22 protein-coding genes are annotated in these 25,703 nt (G+C 42.0%); 16 read left to right on the top strand and 6 right to left on the bottom strand.

What is annotated here, in order from left to right; genetic code table 11:
- Positions 1-71 precede the first annotated feature (71 nt).
- The 3 genes from VRK28_RS13710 to VRK28_RS13720 all read left to right on the top strand — a co-directional run bounded on the left by VRK28_RS13710 (position 72) and on the right by VRK28_RS13720 (position 2,725).
- Positions 72-737 carry a hypothetical protein gene (locus tag VRK28_RS13710; RefSeq protein ID WP_062566875.1) on the top strand — a complete coding sequence of 222 codons (666 nt, stop codon included), beginning with the start codon at positions 72-74 and terminating at the stop codon, positions 735-737.
- 185 nt (positions 738-922) lie between these two features.
- Positions 923-1,081, top strand: a complete 159-nt coding sequence (locus VRK28_RS13715) for a hypothetical protein (protein ID WP_156426509.1) — start codon at positions 923-925, stop codon at positions 1,079-1,081.
- Between the two features lie 915 nt (positions 1,082-1,996).
- The gene (locus tag VRK28_RS13720) at positions 1,997-2,725 is read left to right on the top strand and encodes an RHS repeat-associated core domain-containing protein (protein ID WP_208855501.1); all 729 of its coding nucleotides are present in this window, start codon (positions 1,997-1,999) and stop codon (positions 2,723-2,725) included.
- Between the two features lie 580 nt (positions 2,726-3,305).
- Here VRK28_RS13720 and VRK28_RS13725 read toward each other — a convergent pair.
- The 6 genes from VRK28_RS13725 to map form a co-directional block, all read right to left on the bottom strand.
- Positions 3,306-4,382 (bottom strand): efflux RND transporter periplasmic adaptor subunit, encoded by a 1,077-nt coding sequence (locus tag VRK28_RS13725; RefSeq protein ID WP_062566979.1) that lies wholly within the window; start codon positions 4,380-4,382, stop codon positions 3,306-3,308.
- 11 nt (positions 4,383-4,393) lie between these two features.
- Positions 4,394-7,504, bottom strand: coding sequence for an efflux RND transporter permease subunit (locus VRK28_RS13730; RefSeq protein WP_062566879.1), 3,111 nt, complete (start codon positions 7,502-7,504; stop codon positions 4,394-4,396).
- A 192-nt stretch (positions 7,505-7,696) separates the two neighbouring features.
- On the bottom strand, positions 7,697-7,972 hold the full coding sequence (locus tag VRK28_RS13735) for a hypothetical protein (protein WP_253109031.1): 276 nt from the start codon (positions 7,970-7,972) through the stop codon (positions 7,697-7,699).
- Positions 7,973-8,274: 302 nt separating this feature from the next.
- Positions 8,275-9,102 carry a 2,3,4,5-tetrahydropyridine-2,6-dicarboxylate N-succinyltransferase gene (gene dapD, locus VRK28_RS13740; protein WP_054553126.1) on the bottom strand — a complete coding sequence of 276 codons (828 nt, stop codon included), beginning with the start codon at positions 9,100-9,102 and terminating at the stop codon, positions 8,275-8,277.
- 9 nt (positions 9,103-9,111) lie between these two features.
- Positions 9,112-11,730, bottom strand: a complete 2,619-nt coding sequence (glnD, locus tag VRK28_RS13745) for a [protein-PII] uridylyltransferase (RefSeq protein ID WP_062566881.1) — start codon at positions 11,728-11,730, stop codon at positions 9,112-9,114.
- A gap of 12 nt (positions 11,731-11,742) precedes the next feature.
- Positions 11,743-12,552: a type I methionyl aminopeptidase gene (gene map / locus VRK28_RS13750; RefSeq protein WP_258536709.1), complete on the bottom strand. Its 810-nt coding sequence runs from the start codon at positions 12,550-12,552 to the stop codon at positions 11,743-11,745.
- A gap of 247 nt (positions 12,553-12,799) precedes the next feature.
- Between map and rpsB the strand changes: the two genes are divergently transcribed.
- From rpsB to lpxA, 13 genes are all read left to right on the top strand, one after another.
- Positions 12,800-13,528 (top strand): 30S ribosomal protein S2, encoded by a 729-nt coding sequence (gene rpsB, locus VRK28_RS13755; protein ID WP_054562046.1) that lies wholly within the window; start codon positions 12,800-12,802, stop codon positions 13,526-13,528.
- Between the two features lie 103 nt (positions 13,529-13,631).
- Positions 13,632-14,483, top strand: a complete 852-nt coding sequence (gene tsf / locus VRK28_RS13760; protein WP_062566883.1) for a translation elongation factor Ts — start codon at positions 13,632-13,634, stop codon at positions 14,481-14,483.
- Positions 14,484-14,634: 151 nt separating this feature from the next.
- A complete protein-coding gene (pyrH, locus tag VRK28_RS13765) occupies positions 14,635-15,384 on the top strand; it encodes a UMP kinase (protein ID WP_054553317.1) in 750 nt (249 codons plus the stop codon).
- Positions 15,385-15,398: 14 nt separating this feature from the next.
- Positions 15,399-15,956, top strand: a complete 558-nt coding sequence (frr, locus tag VRK28_RS13770; RefSeq protein WP_054553121.1) for a ribosome recycling factor — start codon at positions 15,399-15,401, stop codon at positions 15,954-15,956.
- Positions 15,957-16,060: 104 nt separating this feature from the next.
- A complete protein-coding gene (locus VRK28_RS13775) occupies positions 16,061-16,840 on the top strand; it encodes an isoprenyl transferase (RefSeq protein ID WP_054553120.1) in 780 nt (259 codons plus the stop codon).
- A gap of 22 nt (positions 16,841-16,862) precedes the next feature.
- Positions 16,863-17,729, top strand: a complete 867-nt coding sequence (locus VRK28_RS13780) for a phosphatidate cytidylyltransferase (RefSeq protein ID WP_054553119.1) — start codon at positions 16,863-16,865, stop codon at positions 17,727-17,729.
- Positions 17,726-18,925, top strand: a complete 1,200-nt coding sequence (gene ispC, locus VRK28_RS13785) for a 1-deoxy-D-xylulose-5-phosphate reductoisomerase (RefSeq protein ID WP_062566884.1) — start codon at positions 17,726-17,728, stop codon at positions 18,923-18,925. The genes VRK28_RS13780 and ispC overlap by 4 nt, the downstream gene beginning before the upstream one ends.
- Before the next feature lies 1 nt (position 18,926).
- Entirely contained in the window at positions 18,927-20,279 is a 1,353-nt protein-coding gene (gene rseP / locus VRK28_RS13790) for a sigma E protease regulator RseP (RefSeq protein WP_062566885.1), read from the top strand.
- A gap of 106 nt (positions 20,280-20,385) precedes the next feature.
- A complete protein-coding gene (gene bamA / locus VRK28_RS13795) occupies positions 20,386-22,857 on the top strand; it encodes an outer membrane protein assembly factor BamA (RefSeq protein ID WP_332394036.1) in 2,472 nt (823 codons plus the stop codon).
- A 12-nt stretch (positions 22,858-22,869) separates the two neighbouring features.
- The gene (locus VRK28_RS13800; RefSeq protein WP_054553115.1) at positions 22,870-23,388 is read left to right on the top strand and encodes an OmpH family outer membrane protein; all 519 of its coding nucleotides are present in this window, start codon (positions 22,870-22,872) and stop codon (positions 23,386-23,388) included.
- Between the two features lie 9 nt (positions 23,389-23,397).
- Positions 23,398-24,438, top strand: coding sequence for a UDP-3-O-(3-hydroxymyristoyl)glucosamine N-acyltransferase (gene lpxD, locus VRK28_RS13805; RefSeq protein WP_062566887.1), 1,041 nt, complete (start codon positions 23,398-23,400; stop codon positions 24,436-24,438).
- A 10-nt stretch (positions 24,439-24,448) separates the two neighbouring features.
- Positions 24,449-24,901, top strand: a complete 453-nt coding sequence (gene fabZ, locus VRK28_RS13810) for a 3-hydroxyacyl-ACP dehydratase FabZ (protein ID WP_054562040.1) — start codon at positions 24,449-24,451, stop codon at positions 24,899-24,901.
- A 2-nt stretch (positions 24,902-24,903) separates the two neighbouring features.
- Positions 24,904-25,674, top strand: coding sequence for an acyl-ACP--UDP-N-acetylglucosamine O-acyltransferase (gene lpxA / locus VRK28_RS13815; protein ID WP_054553112.1), 771 nt, complete (start codon positions 24,904-24,906; stop codon positions 25,672-25,674).
- Positions 25,675-25,703 lie beyond the last annotated feature (29 nt).

Genomic DNA, 25,703 nt, shown 5'->3' on the forward strand with positions numbered 1-25,703 from the left:
GTTAGAGCAAATGGAGGGTGGAGCTACCTTTCGGCTTCTAAAAAAGTCTAAAACTAAGAGGCAATAGATTTATGCCAAAGTTAAGTCAAATAGAACTTTACCTTGACGGTAATTATTCGGAAGAAGATAAAAAGGTGTTTCTTTTTAAGTCTCGTTGCTTGTGTAATTTTTGGGAAAGGGAAATCGGTAAACTCAAGTTTACCTCTAAATACTCACGAATAAATGTTTATGTGACAGATGGCAGTACAGAGATAAGGGTGCAGCCAATGAAAGTTGTGCCTTTCCTCGAAGTTGTAGTTCATTACCCGTTAGAGAAAATAAGCCATTTAAAGGATTCTCAGTTTCAACAGCATTACATAAGGATATTAGAAAAAGCTTTGTCGGCTGCTATATCTGCAATGCCAATTCCTCTTGAACAAAGCTTGGATATACTGCAACGGTTCGAAGCTAACAATTATGAGAATGAATGGGTTCAATCTGAAAAAGTATCGGCCAAGAAATCAATAGAATCTAAAGTCATTGCTACACTCTCAATGCATGAATTTAAATTAACTCAATTTGTTTATTTGGATTGCAAATTAGCAGATCAACTAATTATTGTTAAGACTCTACCAAGAGAACTCTTGTTTAATAGTTATCTAGGCAAGCTTTCTATATCAAAGGGCAATATTCTTGAATATAAAAAAGGAAAAAGTACATTGTCACAATTTGATCTTACATCAGCTAAATTTATTTAGTTTGTTTAACTAAGCGTATATGAAGTGGGCTGCCCTATCTTTTTTACTTTAATAAGTAAAAAAACAAGACCTGCTCCTATCAGTGGAATAGATATGTTTTAGATTAGAGTTGAGGGATTTTCTCAAGTTCCTAGTGTAGGCAAAGTTTTTCAAATTGCACAAGACTATGAATGCATAGATGAGCTATGGATATACTAAGCTCTGCATTAAGTTCGATTGATGACATAAAATTTGTAATCGAAGGGGTTGGAATAAAGTGGCCTGTTGATGTAACGTCGGATTTAGTCGGTAATCCTGCGTCGAAGATAGTTGACTCTAAGTTAAATAAAAAGAAGCAACTCTAACTTGTCGTATAGGAAATTGATTAATGCTTAAAGAAAAAAATTTTTTTAGACGCCCAGTTAAACATGCATTATGGGCCACGGTACTTATTATGATATTTGTAACTATTAGACTCGCTATAGGGGAAAGAGTCGGTACAAATTTTGAAATAGCCATAAGGTATATTTTTGCTTGGCCTTTTGTTTATGCTTGCGTTTACATCTTACTAATTGTTTACCTGTACTTTAACCCAGATGCAGATAAACCAAGGAATTAATAGGATTTCTTTGAAATACTTCTCAAAGCAAATAGGATCTGATTTGTGCCGTTCTGCCAGCAGGTAGCGGTGCCGCTGGAGCAATAGGGGATGCAGTCAATGAATCATCAAATAGTAATACACCATCTATTAGAGATACTTTGGTAATTGGGCTGATGTATGTAACTGGACCTAGAAAGCAGTTGGTAATGCTATTGGCAAAGTCGCTGAAGCAGCAGAAGGTTCGTTTGGAGTATTAGACAACCAAGCTACCGATATTGCGACACAAATAACAAAGGATATCGTAAGAAAAACTGTTGATGAAGCAATGAAACCAAATAAAAAGTAGTATATGAAAAGTAAAAATATTTTTATAAGAGCAATAAAATATAGCTTAATCTCTTCAAGTATAATTTTATTACTTGTGCTGTACCGGATGCTCACATCCGAAGTTGTGGGAGAACCCTTAGAAATATTTTATCGACTTCTGATCACCTGTTGCGGGGTTGTACTTTCTATGTATTTTATATTTGTTTTATATCTGTACTTTAACCCAGATGCAGATAAACCAAGGAACAAAGATTAAAGTTATGTCCCTGCCTCCAAGTAACCAATAGGGTCAGTTCTAACCAAAAGGAGAAAATGAAGGACCATGTTTTGCTTTTTGCCCTTGGTAAGTCTTATGTGGCAACTTATTAGTGAAACGAATGGCTCTGGTTCAATTGTCGCTACGCATAAATATGGCCCATTTGGAGAGCCAATTAATACCAGCTCATCGCGTTTCCGTTATACTGGGCAAATCTTAATCCCAGGTACTAAGCTTTATCACTACAAAGCACGGGTTTATCAACCTGAATTAGGGCGTTTTATGCAGACTGATCCCATTGGATATAAAGATGGAATGAATATGTATGCGTATGTAGGTAATGATCCGGCTAATATGGTTGATCCTAACGGTCAAACTGGGCAGCGTATTTCGTTTTCCTATAAAGTAGGTCCGCTAACGCGAAAGGAGGCCGAGAGAATAAATACAAATGCTGGGCATGTTAACAATCTTACGGCTACCGCAGCCGGAGTCATTGCAGCTCGCATTCATCCATACTTAGCGCCTACTGGACTGGCTGTCGACTCCTATCTTACTGAAGTTGAGTTTGCTCTTTCTGAGGGTGATACAATTGAAGTAATAACAGAACTCGAAATTACGTCAACTTTTGATAACGATTCTGGCTACAAAGAGGTGGGGAACTCATATAAAGTTATCAACTCAGGTGGTGAAACTATTTATCACTCTATTCACGGCGATATAAACAATCAGGAGAGAAATGAATCGCCCGACGAAACTACAGACCGAGTGCCATTTAAGGATAAGGTCAGTTGTACTGGGACGAGGATAAAAAGAGAAAGTTGTTAAATTAAAAATGGTGCTTTAGAGGAATTAAGTTTATGATCCGAGAATACTTTAAAAAAATTTATAAAATATATTCTAGTAAATATATTTATATAAGTGTATTTATATCAACGTTGATAGTTCTATACTTGTTTGATGAAAATCATATTCTTGTTAAATTAGTTATATTTATTGGATTAATCTTATTGTTTAATTTTACCTTTATTAGGTTTGAGAAAAAGAAAAGTGATAAAGGGTCAACTAAATAGGTCGCCTCTTATAATTCAATTCCATTAAATCTAAAGTGTTGTTTACAAAATTATCGTCATAACGTTTACCAAATTATTTATCATAAAATTTGGCAGGGTTATGACGGTTTTTCCCACGCTTTTATCGAACGATTTTTTAGTCAGGCCAAATTTCCACTATACGTTATCTCTTACCCGGTCATAACATTTACCAAAAAAATAAAGGGGTCTTGTCTTGCTTTTTGCTTCCTAGAAAGTCAAAAGCAAGCGCAACTCTTAATAATCATTACTACCCTTTATTAGAACTGCCAGCTCTTAAAATATTTGATAGCTGGCAGTCATCTCAAGCCTAACAGTTATTGCTTTACCTGAACTTCGACTTCTTGCCCGGTTTGTAGTTGCTCGGCGCCGCGTACTGCCACTTTATCGCCCGCATTTAAAGCGATGTTAGAAGTCGGAGTGACTTCAACAAGTTTATCTTTGCCATTACCTACTTTTACGGGAATTTGCAGGGCTTTGTTGTCGTTGTCGATTTTGACGATATGGGTGCCTTTTTTGCGTAAAATCAGCGCATCGCGATTCACCAGTAGTACATCTCCTTTGCTTTTTAGTGGCACGGCTACATCAACCAGTTGGCCAATTGCCCATGTTTGCTCGGCATCATTTGCTAGTAGGGCACGTACTTCTACGGTTTGTGAACGCGGATCGGTTGATGGGATCACCGCTGTTATGGTGGCTGTTGTCATATCAGGGGCTGATAAGTCGCCGGCTTGAATTGGTAACTCTATGCCTTTGTGTAAAAACTTTAAGTATTTAACAGGTACATACAAACGCACTTCTAAGTTATTAATATCGAGCAGAGTGACCAGTTCATCTGCGCGATTTATTTCGCGACCAGCGCGTTTAAAACGCTCGCTGATCACGCCATCAAATGGGGCGCGCACGGTTGCACGCGAAAGTTGATCGTCTATCACTTTTAATTCAACCTTAGCCAGTGCGATATCAGATAACGCAAGGTCATGCTTATTTTGCATATCATCGACTTGGCTTGCTGCAGCACTACTGGCTTTGGCGAGTTTTTGTAAACGAGCGAGCTCTTGTTGATATAAGCGTAGGTTTATTTTGGCGCGGTTGAGCATTTCTTGCTGGCGTGCTTTTTCAAGTTCAAGCGGTAAGGTGTCCATACGAACTAGGGTGTCGCCACTTTTCACCAGAGTACCTGGCTCAACAACATATAATAAACGCCCGCTAACGCCTGCTGTTAGGGTTACATCGTCTTTGCCATACAAAGTGCCGCTTACTTCAATTTCGCTTGTCAGTGGAGCTTGTGTGACGGTTTCTACCGTAACCGGCACGACTGCAAAGGCGTTAAATGCGATAAGACTGAATAGCGCACAAAAGCGAGCGGTTAATTTACGAAAAGGTGTGTTCATTGTTTTAATACTCATTGATTCGATACCAAGCTTAAAGGCATTTTTTCTGGTTGCTGTTTGTTATTAACAGGCGGCAGTTGTCTGCCAAGTTGCAATAAACTTGGCATTAATATCAGGGTGAATAGGGCGCTAATAGCCATGCCGCCGACAATCACAGTGGCAAGGCCACGGTAAATTTCTGATCCGACCCCCGGCATTAGCATCAGTGGCAGCATGCCAAATAAGCTGGTTAAGGTACTTAAGTAAACGGGTCTTGCGCGCAGTAGCACTGCTTGGCGAACAGCGTCTTCTCGGCTGAGCCCTGCGGCCATCGCGACACGGGTTTGATCAACCAATAAAATGGCATTATTTACCACCAGACCCAGCAAGATAATAAAGCCAATCATGGTCAGTAAGTCGAGCGATTGAAAGGTAAATAAGTTAAGTACAAATAAAGCCAGTACACCGCCTGCAATTGCCAGTGGCATAACCAGTAAAACTAACGCGCTGTCTTTGGCTGACTTAAACAATGCGGTCATTAGCAAGAATAAAATAAACAGAGCCAAGATAAAGTTGATTGTCATTTCTTGCATGGCCGAATTCATCTTTTGTGCGTTACCCGCCAAAATCGCGCCAGAGCTGTCAGGCAAGCTTGCACGAACTTTTGGCATAACTTGCTCAGAGAGAATAGTTTGCGCTTGTTGCAAGCTCATGTCTGCTGGTGGCGTGACAACAATACTCACGGTACGGCGGCCATTAACACGTCTAAGCTGTGTTGGGCCTACGGTGCGCTCAATATTGGCAAGCTCACCTAAGGTTTGAATACCTGATTGCGGGGTCACAATAGGCAGTGCTTTAAGCTCCTCTGGAGTTTGCCACGGTATACCGCGCAAAATCACGTTCATGCGTTCGTTGCCATCAAAGTATTCATTAACAAATAACCCACCTGTATAGGCTTGCACTGCTTGAGATACATCACGACGAGTTAGCCCTGCTTGGGTTATACGGCGGTCATTGGGTGTGAGCCTAAGTTCTGGCTCTGCCATATCGAGTCGTGGTTGTGGCCTTGCGGTGGCATTCGGCATTGCTTCAGTAACAGCTTGCAGCGCCACATTAGCACCGGCTATTAGCTCGTCCATATTCGGACCCGTTAAATCGATATTGATATTGCGACCATCACCGCCATTAGCAACTTGGATCATCGACCCTCTAAAGAAAAATACTTGGGTGTCGGGCAAATCAATGAAGATCTCTTCTCGGGCTACCTTCATTAGTTCTTCAACACGTTGCGGATCGGCAGAATAAATAAAACCGCCAGCGTTCGAACCAAAAGCATAAAAGTTAAAATCTTTAATTCCCGGCTCTTTTTCACCTGTGTAATAAGGCATTAAACGCTTTTTAATACGCATCAGCAGCTCTTCTTCCATAAACTGCACATTGCCGCCAGGCGGGGTATTTAAGTTAAAGAAAAAGCCATCGGTTGGTGCGCGCGGCATAAAATCAGTTTTCGGGAGCATGGTCATGGTCGCGACGAGTGAGCCACCCAATAACGACACTATCCATACTATTTGTTTAACGCGGGTATTGGTAAGCGCCATGATGAAGTTAGTTAGCTTATGCCAATATTTACTATAAGGATCCGCTTTTAGCTCTTTGTCTGGCCAAAAGTGGTTAGCTAACGGAATAAGTGTAATTGCGCAAATCATAGAGGCAATAACTGCAATGGATAAGGTAAGCGCCAAGTCCGAGAATAACTGCCCCTCAATACCTGCCATAAATAAAATTGGCAAGAAGATAGCAACGCTGGTGGTGGTTGAGGCAAATAAAGCGCCTGTTACTTGAGCTGCGCCTTTTAGCGCGGCTTTTTTAGTATCAAAGCCTTCGCTTCTGAGCCTTGCGATGTTTTCTTGCACTATGATGGCGGCATCAAGTACTAAGCCAACAGCAAAGGCAAGGCCTGCCAGTGAAATAACATTTAAACTGCGATCAAAAATATTCAACGTTAAAAACGCGACTAACAAAGAGACAGGAATTGTCGCTGCAATCACAAACGTGGCCTTTAAGCCTCTAAAGAACAGCCACAAGATTAAACACGACAGCAGAACACCTAGGCCTAAGTTACTTTTTACCAACGACAAAGCATTACGAATATGCACAGAGGCATCAAAACTTAATTCAATCGATAAGCCATTCTCAGCCAGCGGCCCTTCGTTTAGCTCTTTAATGGCAAGGTTAATTTCGTCGAGTAGGGCAACGGTATTGGCTTCGTTAGCGCGCGAAATACGAATGTAATACGCGGGTTTACCATTTCGACCACTCATCCCTAAACGGTCAGAAAAAGTGCGCTCTACACTTGCGATATCGCCAAGGTAAATGGGTCTATCGCCTGAATAACCAACGCGCATTTGTGCCATGCTCGATAAATCATATTGCCCAGTAAAGCGTACGGTATATTGACGACGGCCAACATTGGCAAGGCCACCAGAGGTATCGCGTGAGCTGGCTAATACGTTACTGATTTGGTCAAGGCTGACGCCAAGTGCGGCGGCTTTGTGAGGGTCAAAGGTGATACGTAATTCTTTTGGTCGCTCACTGGCTAAATCAACGCGGGCAACACCAGGAATACGTGCCAAACGGGGCTCAACAAATTCATCGATTTGTTTTTGGAACTGCGCCATGTCTAAATCAAGGCTGTCGCTATTAAAATCTTTCGGGGTGACCAGTAACGTTGCTGCGGCTTCCCCATTATTACCGCCAGCAAATACAACAGGATCAAATGCATCTAACGGCAGGGGCGGCGCTTGGTTAAGGCTAGTTAACACATCAAGCATAGCCTGTTGCATGTTTTGCCCAACAGCAAAAGTCAACGTGATAGAGCCATTACCACGGTTAATGTAAGTATTAACCTCTAAGGCACCCGGGGTGTTTTTTACTGCGTTCTCGAGCGGCTCAATGATCACCGATTCAATCTCTTCAGGTGCAGCTTGGCGCCAGCCAGAGAAAATAGTGATCTGCGGTTGCTCAATATCTGGTGTGAGCTGAATTGGCAGCTTAAAAATGCTCAACATGCCAAACAACATAATCAACACCAAGATGACAATAACACTCGCAGGGTTTTTCAGCGAACTACGTGTCAGATTCATTGTGTGTGTTCCAAAATCAGTTTGTGTGCATTGTAGTGCGATGTAAAAAAAGTGCCAGTGAGGTAAATGAAATGTGTTTCAGAAGTAACGCTGAATAGCCGTAATTAAGCGATAAAGTGTGTATTTGAAATAAGATGTAACAATTTAGCTGAGGAGCTTTAAGTTAAAAGCATTAAGTAATAGCGCCTGAAACTAGGGAGTAGTATCTTTTCGGCTAAGGGAAGCCACATTTTGCTCAAACACACGTTTTACTTCTGCACTGTAGTGATTGTGGTCGTTAATGGTGATAAATGGGTTCGTAAAACTAACATCACAGAAAACCGTATAACATTGGATTGTAACTGCAACTCGATCTGGGGTTGCAAGGCCATCTAAGGTTGTTTGCAATGCTTCAAAAACATAATCTTTATTAACGTGCGATGTTAAAGCAACTTCAAGTTCTTTAACTTCTATGCGATGTGAATTCATATCAGTTACAAAAAATTCGTATAGGTAACTACGTGATACAAACAGCAAGATTGCCACAAGATAGAATAACCCTGTGTAATAAAATAACTCCGTGTGGGTAAAACTCCGAAAAGACTTAAACATTTTTACTATTATTTTTGTTTGTTTTTTATACTAAAACATATTTGTGAGTATATCTCAACAAACTAGCTAAAAATCATTGCATTACAGATAATAAAAAAGCGCGAAACTAGTTAGCATCGCGCTTCTTATCTCAAACTTAAGCTGACGGCTGACAGCTGACGGCTTAAAGCTCCGCTTTATTATTCATCAATCGAGCGAAGTAGGGCATTAATACCTACTTTTTCGCGAGTTTGCTGATCCACTTTTTTCACGATGATGGCAGCATATAGGCTGTGCGAACCATCTTTTGACGGTAAAGAACCAGGAACAACAACCGCACCAGCTGGTACTCGGCCGTAATGGATTTCGCCAGTTTCACGGTCATAGATACGTGTGCTTTGGCTGATGTAAACACCCATCGAGATAACGGCGCCTTCTTCAACTACAACACCTTCAACAATTTCAGAACGTGCGCCAATGAAGCAGTTGTCTTCAATAATAGTTGGGTTAGCTTGTAGTGGCTCAAGCACACCACCAATGCCTACACCGCCAGATAAGTGAACGTTTTTACCAATTTGTGCACATGAGCCAACCGTTGCCCATGTATCAACCATGGTACCTTCATCAACGTAGGCGCCAATGTTGACATAAGATGGCATAAGCACCACGTTTTTACCTACGAAGCTGCCTTTACGTGCCACAGCATTAGGCACAACACGCATGCCGCCTTGTTGGAATTGCTCTGGTGTATAGTCGCTAAATTTAAGTGGTACTTTGTCGTAAAACTGATTAACACCATCGCTCATTGGTTGGTTATCACGAATACGGAAAGACAGTAGCACCGCTTTTTTTAACCATTGATGTACAACCCACTCACCACTGATTTTTTCAGCAACACGTGCAGCGCCGCTATCAAGTAATTCAAGCGCGTCGATAATAGCTTGTTTTACTTCACTTGATACCGTGCTTGGGCTGATGCTATCGCGGTTGTCCCAGGCGTTTTCGATCATGGTTTTTAAATCTGACATAAGATCCTCTTATTCGGTTTCTGCGTTGAGTTTTTTACGCAATGCTTGATGAATTTTAGCCTGCTCTTCGTCTGTTAATGCTTGGTATTCGTTATTTGATACCACGAAGAAATCTTCTGCACGCTCACCAACTGTGGTGATCCGTGCGGCATGAATATGTAATAAGTGCGCTTGAAATACTTCCGCAATTTTTGTTAATAGACCCGGAATATCCACCGCTTGAATTTCAATTAAGCTGCGGTCTTTACGGGCATGCGGTCTAAGCACAATTTTTGGTTTGATATTAAAGTCTTTGAAGCGCTGAGAGCGATTCTTTTTAAGGCGAATTTTCTTTTTCGGGTCGCTAATTGCAAGATCTAAAGCACGTTTAATGCCTTGCGAACGGTTACTCGCAATCGGGTCACCATTGACCTCTAAAATAACAAAGCTAAATAGCACGTAGCCATCTTTTGTGGTCAGTACCTGCGCATGTTGAATCTGTGCTTTTTTCGAACCAATCACACTAACTAAACGTGAGAATAAACTGCCCGAGTAAGGGCTATAAGCAAATACTTGTGTACCACCATGCATTGCGGTGTTAGACACGGCAACGCTAGGCTGGCTTAAATCGTCACAGCTTAGTAAGTGCTCTGTGTGCCACGAAATCTGTTGCTCGCTAAAAGCAGTAAAATAATTGGCTTTAAAGCGACTCCAAATTAAGTCGATTTGATCTTCGTTACAACCGTGGTTCAGTAAGCGCTGTTTGGCTTGCTGTTTTTTATCACGTATTTGATCACGTTGGTCCATTGGATTTTCAAGCCCTAAACGAAGCGCGCGCTGGGTGTGTAAATACAGCTCACGTAGTAGGGTATTTTTCCAATCGTTCCACAGGTTATCGTTAGTTGCGCGAATATCGGCCAAGGTTAAGCAGTATAAGTAGTCAAGCTGGCGCTCATTTTTCACCTTACTTGCAAAGTCTTTAATTACATCTGGGTCATTAATATCTTTACGCTGCGCTGTAACCGACATAAGTAAGTGATTAGCCACTAACCACGAAATAAGCTTGCCATCTGAGGCTGGGAAGCGGTGTAGCTTAGCAAACGCAATTGCATCAACTGAACCAAGCTCAGAGTGATCGCCACCACGGCCTTTAGCAATATCGTGGAAAATACCGGCTAAATAAAGTAACTCAGGCTTATCCATACGAGTGACAATTTCACTACATAACGGAAATTCGCTGACTTTTGATTTATCAAAGTACTTATAAATATTGTTGATGAGTTTATGGGTATGTTCATCCACAGTGTAGGCATGGAATAAATCGAACTGCATTTGGCCAAAAATATTACGCCACTGTGGTAAGTAGGCAGCAATAATGCCGTGCTTGTGCATCAGCGTAAATGCGCGGCCCATACCGTTAGGGTGTTTGATTAAACGCAAAAATGCTTCGCGACAGGCGGCGTAATCTTGTAAATCACCCAATAAACGACGGCGAACTTGGCGCATTGTACGTATGGTACTTGGGTAAATATGGGTGATCTCTGGGTTATCAGCAATATGCTCGAACAACACAAATAGCTGATCACGGCGGAAGAACACCGACGGATTCTTAACACGAATTTGATGACCAATACGCTCAAAGTTACGGTCAAGCTCAATCACAGGTAACTCACCAGCACCCGGTAAAATGCTTTGCTCAAAGTATGAAAGCAGCATTTGGTTAAGCTCACGTACGCGGCTCATGATCCTAAATAAGCGTTTCATCATGCGCTCGACCGAGGCTTTACCGTCACTACCAAAGCCGAGAATTTCTGCGGCATGAGGTTGATGATCGAACAATAAGCGGTTTTCAGAGCGACCCGCAGCGATGTGCAGCGCAAAACGAATGTTCCAGAGGTTTTCTAAACATTCAGACAGCTCTTGGTATTCTTCGTGAGTAAGATAGCCGTGATTTATAAGTTCTTGTAATGTTTCGGCTCTAAAGTGCTTTTTAGCAACCCAAATAATGGTCTGTAAGTCGCGCAGGCCACCTGGGTTTTCTTTGATATTCGGCTCAAGGTTATAAGCCGTACCATGGCATTTTTTATGGCGTAAACTTTGTTCTTGTACTTTTGCCAAAAAGAATTCGTCTGAGCGCCAAATAGGCGTATCTATTAAATGATTTTTTAATTTTTCGAATTCGATATGGTTACCGAAAATTAATCGGCTTTCGAGTAAGCTGGTGGCAAATGTCACATCTTCGCGTTTTTGTTCTAATGCTTGTTCTATAGTGCGAACGCTGTGACCAATTTCTAAATTAAGATCCCAAAGCATGGTAACGAACTGACCAATTTTTTCGCACACGGCTTCGCTTGGCTGCTCGCTTACTAGCAACATAAAGTCGATATCGGAATAGGGGTGTAGTTCGCCACGACCATAACCACCCACAGCAATCAGGGCAAGATCACTTTCGTGAGCAAGGTCGTAATCGTGAAACAGTTTAATTAATAAGCGGTCGATAAACTCAGCGCGGGCATTAATTAAGTTGCTAACGGGTTGTTTTGAGAATTCGTTCTGTAGCCATTTATAAAAATAACTAGAACAATCGCGATAATCGCTAAGTTGCTCAGCTTGGCTGAGCAACTTTTTTACTTTATTGGGTAATGCCACTGGGGCTGGCTCCTAGTGTTCGATGATCCTGTCAATAGTATCATCTGATCGGAGCGTTAAAATTTCAACACCATTTTCAGTCACTAACAGTGTATGTTCCCACTGCGCAGACAATGAACGGTCCTTTGTTACGACAGTCCAGTTGTCTTTAAGTAGCTTACATTGGCGTTTACCAGCATTAACCATAGGCTCGATTGTTAAGCACATACCTGCTTTTAATACTTCGCCAGTACCTGCTTTACCATAGTGCATTACTTGAGGTTCTTCGTGGAACTCAGCACCAATGCCGTGACCACAATATTCACGAACGATAGAATAGCTAAAGCTTTCTGCGTATTTTTGGATTGCAGCACCAATATCACCTAAGCGTACGCCTGGTTTAACCATTTTAATTGCAAGGTATAGGCTTTCTTGTGTGATATCAGCAAGACGCTTGCCTTGAATGTTAGGCGTACCAACGTGGAACATCTTAGATGTATCACCGTGATAGCCATCTTTGATCACAGTCACGTCGATATTTACGCTATCGCCTTCTTTAAGTGGTTTGTCATTTGGAATACCGTGACAAATTACATGGTTCACTGAGGTGCAAATTGATTTTGGGAAACCGTGATAATTAAGCGGTGCTGGAATAGCATCTTGAACATTAACAATATAATCATGACAAATTGTATTTAGTTCATCTGTGGTTACACCTGGCACCACATGCGGTTCTATCATTTCTAGTACCTCGGCGGCTAAGCGCCCGGCAACACGCATTTTTTCGATTTCTTCAGGGGTCTTGATCACAGCACTCATTGAGGCTCCAAAGTTGTTTTTCAGGTCAGTTTTTAGTGCACAAATTTTGCACTAGACGTTGAGTTTTCAATTTTAATATGGTATAAAGCGCGCCGTCTTTTTACAAATAAATTCTTAACTGATTTTTTGTATTTAAGGCAAACACAATTTTATTTTAACACACACACGTATCGTCACATACACTTGGGTGCACTTAAGTTACAAATTAACTGCGGTGTTGGTGCTATGGGATATGTGGAGGCCTAACCCTAAATTATAGAGGATTATACAAATGGCAAACGTTTCAATGCGCGATATGCTTCAAGCTGGTGTTCACTTTGGTCACCAGGCACGTTACTGGAACCCTAAGATGAAGCCTTTCATCTTCGGCGCTCGTAACCGTGTTCATATCATCAACCTAGAGCAAACTGTACCAATGTTCAACGAAGCACTTAAGTTCTTATCGAACGCAGCTTCTAACAAAGGTAAAGTACTTTTCGTTGGTACTAAGCGCGCAGCAAGCGAAGCAGTTAAAGAAGCAGCGATCCAAAGCGAGCAGTTCTACGTAAACCACCGTTGGTTAGGTGGTATGTTGACTAACTGGAAAACAGTTCGTCAATCAATCAAGCGTCTTAAAGACCTTGAAGCGCAAAGCCAAGACGGTACTTTCGAGAAATTAACTAAGAAAGAAGCGTTAATGCTTACTCGTGAAATGGAAAAGCTTGAAAAGAGCCTTGGTGGTATCAAAGACATGGGCGGTCTTCCAGACGCGCTTTTCGTTATCGATGCAGACCACGAGCACATCGCTATCCGTGAAGCTAACAACCTAGGTATCCCAGTTGTTGCTATCGTTGATACTAACTCTAACCCAGACGGTGTTGATTACATCGTACCTGGTAACGACGATGCGATCCGTGCTATCCAACTTTACACTGGCGCTGTATCAGCTGCGATCACTGAAGGTCGTGAGAACAACATCGTTGCTCAAGCTGAGAAAGACGACTTCGTAGAAGCTGAGTAATTAGCTGTCATCAAGTCTTCATCTAATTAAGATGAAGACTTGTTATTCTTGTTAAGCGGCCTATACCGCTTCCCTATAACAGAATTCAATTGAGGATATTCTAATGGCTGTAACTGCTGCCCTAGTTAAAGAATTACGCGAGCGTACTGGCGCTGGCATGATGGATTGTAAAAAAGCGTTAACTGAAACTAACGGTGACATCGAGTTAGCGATCGAAAACATGCGTAAGAGCGGTGCTGCAAAGGCTGCTAAAAAAGCAGGTAACATCGCTGCTGAAGGTACAATCTTAATCAAAGAAGGTAACGGTTTCGCTGCACTTCTTGAAGTTAACTGTCAAACTGACTTCGTTGCTAAAGACGCTAACTTCCTTGGTTTCGCTAACCAAGTTCTTGACGCTGCTGCAGAATCTAAAGCAGACATCGAAGCACTTAAAGCACAATTCGAAGAAACTCGTGTTGCTCTAGTTGCTAAAATCGGTGAAAACATCAACGTTCGTCGCGTTGAGTACATCGACGGTGACAAGCTTTCTTCTTACCGCCACGGCGACCGTATCGGTGTTGTTGTAGTTGGTGAAGCTGACGAAGAAACACTTAAGCAAGTTGCTATGCACGTAGCTGCGTCTAAGCCTGAGTTCGTAAACCCAGAAGACGTACCAGCTGACGTTGTTGAAAAAGAAAAAGCAGTTCAAATCGATATCGCGATGAACGAAGGCAAGCCTGCTGAAATCGCTGAGAAAATGGTTATCGGTCGTATGAAGAAATTCACTGGTGAGATCTCTCTTACTGGTCAAGCTTTCATCATGGAACCTAAAAAATCAGTTGGCGAAATTCTTAAAGAGAAAGGCGCAACTGTTTCTAACTTCATCCGTTTAGAAGTTGGTGAAGGTATCGAGCGTAAAGAAGAAGACTTCGCTGCTGAAGTAGCTGCTCAAATCGCTGCTGCAAAAGGCGAGTAATTTTCTAACTTAGTGACGTAGGGCAATAAGATGAAATTAATCTGCTATTAGCTTTTGCGTCACTGATGAAAATTCTTTAAAATAACCGCGTTTTATGTGTAACCATAGCGCGGTTATTTTTTATCTCATTACTAAGGCTGGCCCAAATATTATGACTATCAATCGTAAACCTATTTTTAGACGTGTTCTTCTTAAACTTAGCGGTGAAGCATTAATGGGAGACGAAGGCTTCGGCATCGACCCAAAAGTACTTGACCGTATGGCTCAAGAAATTAAAGAACTTGTAGAGCTCGACGTAGAAGTAGGTTTAGTTATCGGTGGCGGTAACTTCTTGCGTGGTGGTTCATTAGCAGAAGCGGGTATGAACCGCGTAGTTGGCGACCACATGGGTATGCTTGCGACTGTAATGAATGGCTTAGCAATGCGTGATGCACTGCACCGTGCATTTGTAAATTGTCGTTTAATGTCTGCTATCCCACTGAACGGTGTGTGTGATGCTTACAACTGGGCAGAAGCTATCAGCCTATTAAAATCTGGCCGCGTTGTAATTTTCTCAGCGGGTACAGGTAACCCATTCTTCACGACTGACTCAGCAGCGTGTTTACGTGGTATTGAAATTGAAGCAGATACTGTAATCAAAGCGACTAAAGTGGATGGTGTTTACTCTGATGATCCAGTGAAAAACCCAGACGCTACACTATATCGCCACTTAAGCTACAATGAAATCATTGATAAAGAGCTTAAGGTTATGGATTTAGCTGCATTTACGCTGGCGCGCGACCACAACATGCCATTAAGCGTATTTAACATGAATAAATCAGGCGCGCTTAAGCGTGTTATTATGGGCGAAGATGAAGGAACGCTTATCTCTTCACAAGCCTCAGATGAAACTAGCAAATAGATTAGGATTGAACCGTGATTAACGATATCAAAAAAGATGCGTCAGAACGTATGCAAAAAAGTGTTGCGGCACTAGGCAGTCAATTATCTAAAATTCGCACAGGCCGTGCGCACCCAGCATTACTTGACGGTATTCAAGTGTCTTACTACGGTGCTGACACGCCATTAAACCAAGTTGCTAACGTAACAATTGAAGACTCTCGTACACTTGCAATTAGCGTGTTCGATAAGTCACTAGCGCAAGCAGTAGAAAAAGCGATCATGGCTTCAGATTTAGGTTTAAACCCAATGTCTGCAGGTACTGTTATTCGTGTTCCACTTCCTCCACTTACAGAAGAGCGTCGTAAAGACCTTATCAAAATCGTACGTGGCGAAGTTGAAAGCGGTCGTGTTGCTGTACGTAACATCCGTCGTGACGCAAATGGTGACATTAAGAGCTTATTGAAAGAAAAAGACATTTCTGAAGATGAAGCACGTCAAGCAGAAGACGAGATCCAAAAGCTTACTGATAAGTTCATCAAAGAGATGGACGCACAACTAGCTGCAAAAGAAGCTGAGTTAATGGAAATCTAATCGCTGCTGTTTATCTTTCAGACACTGATTCTGTAAGTAAACAGGCGTAACTAAATTTATTAGTTTTGAAACGCCGTCTAGGGTATACTAGACGGCGTTTTTTTATGGAATACTCGATATTTATGGTTCTTAACGCTGATAAAATTTCCCAGCAAAGTTTGCCTAAGCATGTCGCTATAATCATGGATGGCAACGGACGTTGGGCACAAGCGAAAAATCGCCCACGTGTTTATGGGCACAAAAAGGGCGTTGATGCGGTTCGTCAATCAGTGCAATTTTGTACTCGCTTAGGTATACAGTCGTTAACACTATTCGCATTTAGTAGCGAAAATTGGCGACGTCCAGAAGACGAAGTAAATACGCTCATGGAGCTATTTTTATTCGTACTGGGCAAAGAAGTTAAAAAACTTCATAAAAATAATGTAAAGCTAAACATAATTGGTGATTTATCACGCTTTTCAGAAGGTTTGCGCAATAAAGTTGATGCAGCCCATGAATTAACTCGTAATAATACGGGTCTACAGTTAAACGTGGCAGCTAATTATGGTGGACGTTGGGATATTACTAACGCTGCAACAACGCTTGCGAAAAAGGTCGCAGCCGGTGAAATGGCCGCAGAAGATATTACTGAAGAGCTAATGGCTGAACAAATGAGTATGGCCGACCAAGGTGAGCTTGATTTAATGATCCGCACCGGTGGAGATTTACGCATCAGTAACTTCCTTTTATGGCAAGCGGCTTATGCTGAGCTTTACTTTACCGATACGCTTTGGCCAGACTTCAATGAAGCTGCATTTGCTGACGCTATCGCATGTTACGTTGCCAGAGAGCGACGATTTGGTTGTACAGGCGAACAAATAAAACAATTACTCGCCGAGACCTAATTACTAGTTGAAGGTACACACATTGCTAAAACAACGAATTTTAACCTCGCTCGTGTTGGCACCACTTGCACTTATTTTGGTTTTTTATACCCCATTAACACTATTTAGTTATATCGCCGCTGGTATTGTTTTGCTCGGTGCGTGGGAATGGTCTGCATTTATGGGCCTATGCGATAAAGTTAAACGCTTTGGATTTGTAGCCGCAACGGCTGCATTTTTGGCATTACTGAACTGGCATTGGCCCATTGAATCACTTTGGCAAAATGGTCAATTAGTGGGTGATGCAAACTACCTATTTACCTTATCATTTGCATGGTGGATTGTGGCAACTTACTTAGTTTGGCGCTACCCAGCTATGGCAAAGGCTTGGAATGAAGGCATTGTAATGCGTGCCATTGCTGGCTTTTTAACGTTAGTGCCACTTTGGCTTGCACTAAATACACTACGTAGCGCAGGGTATGGCGAATCTACTCACTTTGGCTCAATGCTTATCTTGGTTGTACTTGGTATCGTTTGGAGCGCAGATATTGGTGCTTACTTTACTGGTAAAAACTTAGGTAAACGTAAACTAATGCCAAAGGTAAGTCCTAATAAAACGATTGAAGGTTTATTAGGTGGTGTAGTGGCTTCGGTTGTTTTTGTTTTAGCATTTTGCCATTTCACTAATGTTGATATGAGTGTTTGGCCAATCTATGCCGTGATGACTGCATTTATCGCGTTGTTCTCAGCGGTAGGCGATTTACTCGAAAGTATGTTTAAACGTGAAGTTGGCTTGAAAGACAGCGGTTCATGTTTACCAGGTCATGGCGGTATTTTAGACCGTATCGATAGCTTAACTGCAGCTGCGCCAATTTTTGTACTTTGCTACGCATGGACACTGAGTTTATGAGCAAAGTAGAGCAACTTGTTGTACTGGGCGCAACTGGTTCAATCGGTTTAAGCACCTTAGATGTTGTTTCTAGAAACCCGGAGCGCTTTGCGGTTTTTGCATTAGCGGCGGGTAAAAATGCCGAGCAAATGGCTGAGTTGTGTATCGCACATCAGCCTAAGTTTGCAGTTATGGCTGATCAACAAGCCGCTAGCGCGCTTTCGACTTTACTCGCTAAAAGCTCATGCAGCACACAGGTGCTAGCAGGTGTTGATGCGATGTGTGAGCTTGCTGCACATACAGATGTTGATGTAGTGATGTCGGCGATAGTAGGTGCAGCAGGTCTGTTACCGACTTTAAGTGCAGTTGAAGCTGGCAAAAAAGTGTTGCTAGCGAATAAAGAGTCGCTAGTTATGTCGGGTCAGTTGTTTATTGATAAAGTCAAACAACATGGCGCCACTTTACTGCCTATCGACAGCGAACATAATGCGATTTTCCAATGTATGCCAGCATCATTACAGAATGCATCAGGCCTACTTGCTGATAATGGTGTAAGCAAAATCTTGCTTACAGGTTCTGGCGGTCCTTTCTTAAAGCGTGATTTAGCGACATTACCATCAGTGACTGTTGCTGAGGCAGTGGCACATCCAAACTGGTCAATGGGACAAAAGATTTCTGTTGATTCAGCGACTATGATGAATAAAGGCCTAGAGTTTATAGAAGCCAAGTGGCTGTTTAACTGCTGTGCCAGTGATATTGAAGTGGTGATCCACCCACAAAGTATTATTCACTCTATGGTGCAATATCAAGATGGCTCAGTGCTTGCGCAAATGGGTAATCCAGATATGCGCACACCAATTGCTCATGCTTTAGCTTTTCCTGAGCGTGTCGATGCGGGTGTCAAACCGCTCGATTTTTCACAAATGGCAGATTTTACTTTCACTAAACCAGATTATGCTCGTTACCCTAATTTAAAACTTGCCATTGATGCGTGTGAAATGGGGCAAGGTGCAACCACCACAGTAAATGCGGCGAATGAAATAGCGGTTGCAGCATTTCTAAATGGTCAAATCGGCTTTACAGATATTTATCGAATTAACGCTGAAACGCTCAATGCAACACAAAACATCAACGTGCAAACTCTCGACGAGATTTTAGCTTGCGACCAAGCTGCACGTGTAAAAGCGACTGAGTTTGTAAAAAGAGGCATCAACTAGCATGTTTGATTTTTTCTGGAATCTTGGCTCATTTATTCTTGCTCTGGGTATTTTAGTGACTGTGCATGAATATGGTCATTTCTGGGTTGCGCGAAAAGCCGGCGTGAAAGTGCTACGTTTTTCAATTGGCTTTGGTAAGCCGTTGATCAAGTGGTACGACAAACACCAAACCGAATATGTAATTGCAGCAATCCCACTAGGTGGTTATGTCAAAATGCTTGATGAGCGTGTTGACGAAGTGCCGCCAGAGCAGCGCCATTTATCATTTAATGCTAAATCAGTAAAAGCACGCATTGCGATTGTGGCTGCAGGCCCGATGGCAAACTTTTTATTTGCCATTTTTGCCCTTGCTGTAATGTATATGGTGGGTGTTCAGTCATTAAAACCTGTGGTGGGTGAGGTGACTCAAGGCAGCCGTGCCGCAGCTGCTAATATTGAGCCAAACCAGCAAATTATTAAAATTGGTGAGGACGATATCAATACTTGGCAAGATGCCACATTCTCGCTAATGAGCCGCTTAGGTGAGCAAAGTGTTGTGGTAACGCTTCGCGATCAGAATTATCAAAAGCATGTGCGTACTCTTAACTTAGATGGTTGGAAATTAGATCAACAAGACGTACCACCATTAACCTCTATAGGCATTGTGCCATTTCGTCCTAAAGCACTTTTAGAAGTGGCGATGATCAGCAAAGGCTCGGCGGCAGAAGCTGCAGGCTTACAGGTTAACGACAAAATTCTTGCTGTAAATGGTGAAAATATCAGCAGTTGGACCCAGTTAGTTTCACTAATTCAGCAATCACCTAACAAATCCTTACAATTTAGTGTACAAAGGCAAGATAGTATAAAAGAGCTGTCAGTGACGCCACAAAGCAGAACCAATGATGCCGGCGTTGCTCAGGGCTTTTTAGGTGTGTCTCCGGTGGTTGAGCCATGGCCAGAAAACTATATTGAAACTAGACATTATGGCCCTGTCGATAGTATTGTGCTGGGCATACAAGAAACATGGCGTTTAATTACCCTTAGTTTTGACATGATTGGTAATTTAATTACCGGTCAGGTGTCGGTTAAAAATTTAAGTGGCCCGGTGGGCATTGCAGTTGGCGCGGGAACTAGCGTAAGCTATGGCTTGGTTGCATTTTTAAGCTTTTTAGCATTAATTAGTGTAAACCTTGGCGTATTTAACTTATTACCGCTGCCAGTGCTAGATGGTGGGCACTTAATGTATTACATAATTGAACTTTTTCGCAAAAAGCCGGTCTCTGAAAAGACGCAAGAATTTGGTTTTAAAGTGGGGGCCTTGCTGCTTCTGTTTTTAACATGTTTCGCTTTGTTCAATGATGTATCGCGTTTATAACAAGTAAGCGAAAAATTCCAATTTGAACACGATTGTAAAACACCGCAAAAGTTAAATTTATAAGGTGTTGAGCGGTAATACAGTTGTAAAGGATAAAGATAACAAAATGGCTATAAAAAAACATTTGGCAGTTTCAAGTTTATTAGGTGCTAGCTTTGCAGCCCTAGGCCAAAACTCCTTTATTGTAGATGATTTAAAAGTTGAAGGCTTACAGCGTGTTGCACTGGGTGCAGCGTTAACGCATATTCCGATCAACGTGGGCGATAATATTGATGAGTACACAATTTCTAGAACCATAAAGGCTCTCTATCGTTCAGGTCACTTTGACAATATTAAAGCATTACGTGATGGCAACAGTGTTATCTTCCGAGTGACTGAGCGCCCAACGATCAGCATGATCGAATTTGATGGCAATAAAGACATCAAAGATGAGCAACTTAATGAGTCGCTAGACCAGCAAGATATCCGTACTGGTGAGCCGCTTGATAAAACGGTTCTTGATAACATTGAAAAAGGCTTAGTTGAATTCTTCCACAGTATTGGTAAATACAATGCAAAAGTGGATGTAAGCATTACTAAGTTACCGCGTAACCGTGTAAAACTTTTATTCAAATTTGATGAAGGTGACGCAGCGTCAATTCGTCAAATCAACTTGGTTGGTAACGAGCTTTTCTCAGATGAAGAGCTACTTAAATTAGCCGAGTCTCAACAAGATTTGCCTTGGTGGCAGTTCATGTCGAGTGACCGCTACCAAAAGCAAACTATCGAAGGCGATTTAGAGAAAATTCGTAGTTACTACTTAGACCGTGGTTACCTACGTTTTAATATCGATTCGACACAAGTATCAGTTAGTCCTGAGCGTGATTCTGTTTATGTAACAGCAAATATCACCGAAGGTGTTAAATACAAAGTGAAAGGCTTTGACTTTATTGGTGACTTGTTAGGCCGTGAAGAGCTTATTAAGAGCGTTATCCCGCTAAAAACTGGCGAGCTTTATAACGGCTCTGTGGTGACATCATCAGAAGAGTTTATCAAAAGCTACTTAGCACGTTTTGGTTATGCCAATGCTGAAGTACGTACCATCCCTGAGATTGATGACGAAAACAAAGAAGTTCAATTAACGCTTTCTGTTAATCCGGGCAAACGTGTTTATGTTCGTCGTATTATTGTGGGCGGTAACCAAAATACTTCTGATGAAGTGGTTCGTCGTGAAATGACACAGCTTGAAGGTGCGTGGTTATCAAACCAAAGCCTTGAGCGCTCTAAACTGCAAATCCAGCGTTTACCTTACATGGAAAGCGTTGATTTTAATGTTGTGCCAGTACCAGGTGTAGATGACCAAGTTGATGTAGATTTCACTGTGAAAGAACAATCTGCAGGTAGCTTTAACGCAGGTCTTGCTTATGGTTCTTACTTGGGTCTGCAATTTAACATTGGTGTGAGTGAATCAAACTTCTTAGGTACCGGTAACCAAATTGGTTTCAACATTAATACCTCACGTGGTTCTGAACGTATTAGTGTGTCTTATACTGACCCTTACTTTACGCCAGATGGTGTATCGCAAGGTAGTAGCATCTTCTACAGTAACTATGATGCAAGTAAATTCAGCCTAATCGACTATAAATCGAAGAGTTATGGTATTGGTACAAACATTGGTTTCCCAATCGATGCAGTAAACCGTATTAACTTTGGTGTTCGTTGGGTGCAAGAAGAGCTGTCTGATATTGCAGAATATGAGCAAACACGTGTTATTCGTGAAACATTCTTAGACCCTGAAAATCCAGACGCAGGCTTTGACTTTACTAAGTACGAGTTAAGCGCAGGTTGGTCACGTGTTACTGTTAACCGTGGTTTATTCCCAACAGCAGGTTCGCGCCAATCTCTTAACTTAACTGCGACAACGCCAAACTCTGATTTACAGTACTTTAAGCTAAATTATGACTCGCGTTTCTACTGGCCAATCAGTAATGACCACCGCTGGGTGTTCTCAACGCGTGCGGCACTTGGTTACGGTAATGGTTACGGTACAACCAATGGTTATGACCAAACACTGCCGTTCCAAGAGTTCTTCAGAATTACTGAAATGGAACTACGTGGCTTTGACCGTAATACGATCTTACCACGTGCCGTATCACGTTTTCCGCAAAGCGTTCCTGGTACACCATTACCTGATGGTACAACAACAGGTAGCATTGGTGGTGCATCAGAATTTGACCAATTACAAACAGCAGGCCGAATTGGTGGTAATGCCAAAGCGGTAGCAGGGATGGAGCTTATTGTTCCAACACCTTTCTTAGATGAAGAAAACACCAGCTCTGTACGTACTAGCTTCTTCGTAGATGCTGCAAACGTATGGGATACAGAGTTTAATATTGACCGTTATCAAAACCTTTCAACAGATGAACGTGCAAAATTGGATGATTACTCAGATCCGATGCGCTTTAGGGTTTCAACCGGTCTTTCTCTACAATGGATCTCTCCGATGGGTCCAATGCTGATCAGTTTTGCGTATCCATTGCAAAAAGAAGAAGATGACGATACGAAGACCATCAGCTTTAACATTAGTAATACATTCTAAAGGAGTTTTTTCGTGAATAAATCAATTAAATCAACAGCTTTTGCACTACTTGCTACTTTATCTATGGGTCTATCTACTAACGCATTCGCGCACAAAGTAGGTATCGTTGATATGCAAGAAATCTACAAGCAAATCCCACAAATGGCTAAAGTAGAGCAAACTTTAGAAGCTGAATTCTCAGAGCGTCGTCAAGAACTAGAAAAACTTCAAGGTGATATCCGTTTTGAAGCTGAAAAGTTCAAGCGTGAAGCAACAACGATGAGCGATAAGCAAAAAGAAGAATTACGTACTAAGATTCAAGGTATGCAGCAGCAACTTGCTGAAAAAGGTCGTCCTTTAGAGCAAGAAATCAAAATGCGTCAAAACCAAGAACTAGCTAAAGTTCAAAAGCTAATCTTAGATGCAATCGAAGAAGTAGCGAAAGCTGGCAAATTCGATGAAGTTAAAGTTAAAGAAACAACGATTTATGTTAACCCTAAAACTGTCGATGACTTATCAAGCAAAGTTGTTGAAAAAGTAAGTAAGCAATAGAAATCATATATGCAAAACTACACGCTTTCGCAGATAGCGGATCTTCTGGGCGCCGAGCTTCAAGGTGACGGCGCCACAGAGATTAAAAAAATATCTACACTTGCAAATGCCCAACATGGGCATATTGCATTTTTAGCGAACAAGAAATATCGCTCGCAATTAGAAGATACTCAAGCAAGTGCGGTGATTTTATCACCAGCAGATGCTGAGTACTTTTCGGGTAATAAGCTCATTGTTGCTAATCCTTATGTTTGTTACGCCAAACTTGCTCAGCTAATGGATACCACACCGCGCTCAGCAGTGACGGGTATTCACCCAAGTGCAGTCATTCACGATTCAGCCTCTATTGGCGATAATGTCGCGATCGCCGCCAATGTGGTGATCGAAGCGGGCGCTGTAATTGCAAACGATGTGCAGATTGGCCCAGGCTGTTTTATTGGTGAGCACGCAAAAATTGGCCAAGGCACTAAGCTTTGGGCAAATGTAAGCGTTTACCATGAAGTAGAGATTGGCAGCGACTGTTTATTCCAAGCTAATACGGTAGTGGGCAGTGATGGTTTTGGTTACGCTAACGAGCGTGGCGAATGGGTGAAAATACCGCAACTTGGCCGAGTAATCATCGGTGATAAGGTTGAGGTAGGCGCGTCTACTACAATTGACCGTGGTGCGCTAGACGATACTATCATCCATAGTAATGTAATTATCGATAATCAATGTCAAATAGCGCATAATGTTGAGATCGGTTCGGGTACAGCGGTTGCTGGTTGTACGGTATTTGCTGGCAGCACAGTGATCGGTAGGAATTGTCAGATTGGCGGTATGGTTGCAATTAATGGTCACATTAGCGTATGCGATGGTGCTATAATCACCGGCATGAGTATGGTGACTAAGGCAATCACAGAACCTGGAATTTATTCTTCAGGCTTGCCACATCTAACCAACAAAGAATGGCGACGTAGTATTGCCCATATCCGTAACCTTGGCGATATGAAAGACCGCATTAAAGCACTTGAGTCACTGACTAAGTCACTCAATATTGAAGACAAATAAGGATGCTATTTTGGCAAATGAATTAAATAGTCTTGATATCCAGGATATCTTGAGTTTACTTCCGCATCGTTACCCGATGCTACTTGTTGACCGTGTACTTGATTACACGCCAGGCGAGTCGTTACATGCGATTAAAAATGTAACAGTGAACGAACCTATTTTTACGGGTCATTTTCCTAATCAACCTATCTTTCCAGGTGTGTTGATTTTAGAAGCAATGGCTCAAGCAACTGGCTTACTTGGTTTTAAGACAGTTGAAAATCGTAGCGATAACGAACTATATTTATTCGCAGCGATCGACAATGCGCGATTCAAACAGCCGGTATTACCTGGCGATACTATGCATTTGCATGTAGAGTTTGTAAAAGAGCGCCGCAATATATGGAAATTTGCAGCAGAAGCAAAAGTTGACGGCAAAGTAGTGTGTACTGCCGAAATCATGTGTGCGAGAAGAGAGTTTTAATAGTGATCCATCCTACGGCGATAATCGAACCAGGTGCAAAACTTGGAAATAACGTATCAGTTGGCCCTTACAGCTATATCGGTAACGATGTAACTATTGGTGATAACTGTATCATCGAATCTCATGTGGTTGTAAAAGGCCCATCGACGATTGGTTCTGGTAACCATATTTTCCAATTTGCTTCGGTTGGTGAAGCTTGCCAAGACAAAAAGTATGCGAATGAGCCAACGACTTTGATCATTGGTGACAACAACGTGATCCGTGAGTGTGCGACAATTCACCGTGGTACGATTCAAGACCAAGGTGTAACAAAAATTGGTAGCAACAACTTATTTATGGCTTACACACACGTTGCACATGATGCAGTTGTGGGCGATAACGTTATTTTTGCTAACAATGCCTCTGTAGCTGGCCACGTACACGTAGGTGACTGGGTGATCCTTGCAGGTAATTCAGGTGTTCACCAGTTCTGTAAAATTGGTTCACATGCCTTTGTAGGTATGTACTCAGGCGTTAATAAAGATGTACCGCCATTTGTAACTACTATTGGTACGCCGGCAGGCCCTGTAGCAATCAATACTGAAGGCATGAAACGCCGTGGCTTTGAAAGCGATGAAATCATGGCAACACGCCGTGCATATAAAACGCTTTATCGTAAGAGCTTAGGTGTTGAAGAAGCAATCGCTGAGCTAAGTGAAGATGCTGCGAAGTACCCAGCTGTTCAGCTGATGATAGACTTCGTGAAAAGCTCAGAGCGCGGAATTATTCGCTAATCATAAGCGAACTTCTATAAAAGCCACCG

It is taken from the genome of Pseudoalteromonas sp. P80D2 (genome assembly GCF_036680945.1).
GTDB classification, from domain to species: domain Bacteria; phylum Pseudomonadota; class Gammaproteobacteria; order Enterobacterales; family Alteromonadaceae; genus Pseudoalteromonas; species Pseudoalteromonas shioyasakiensis.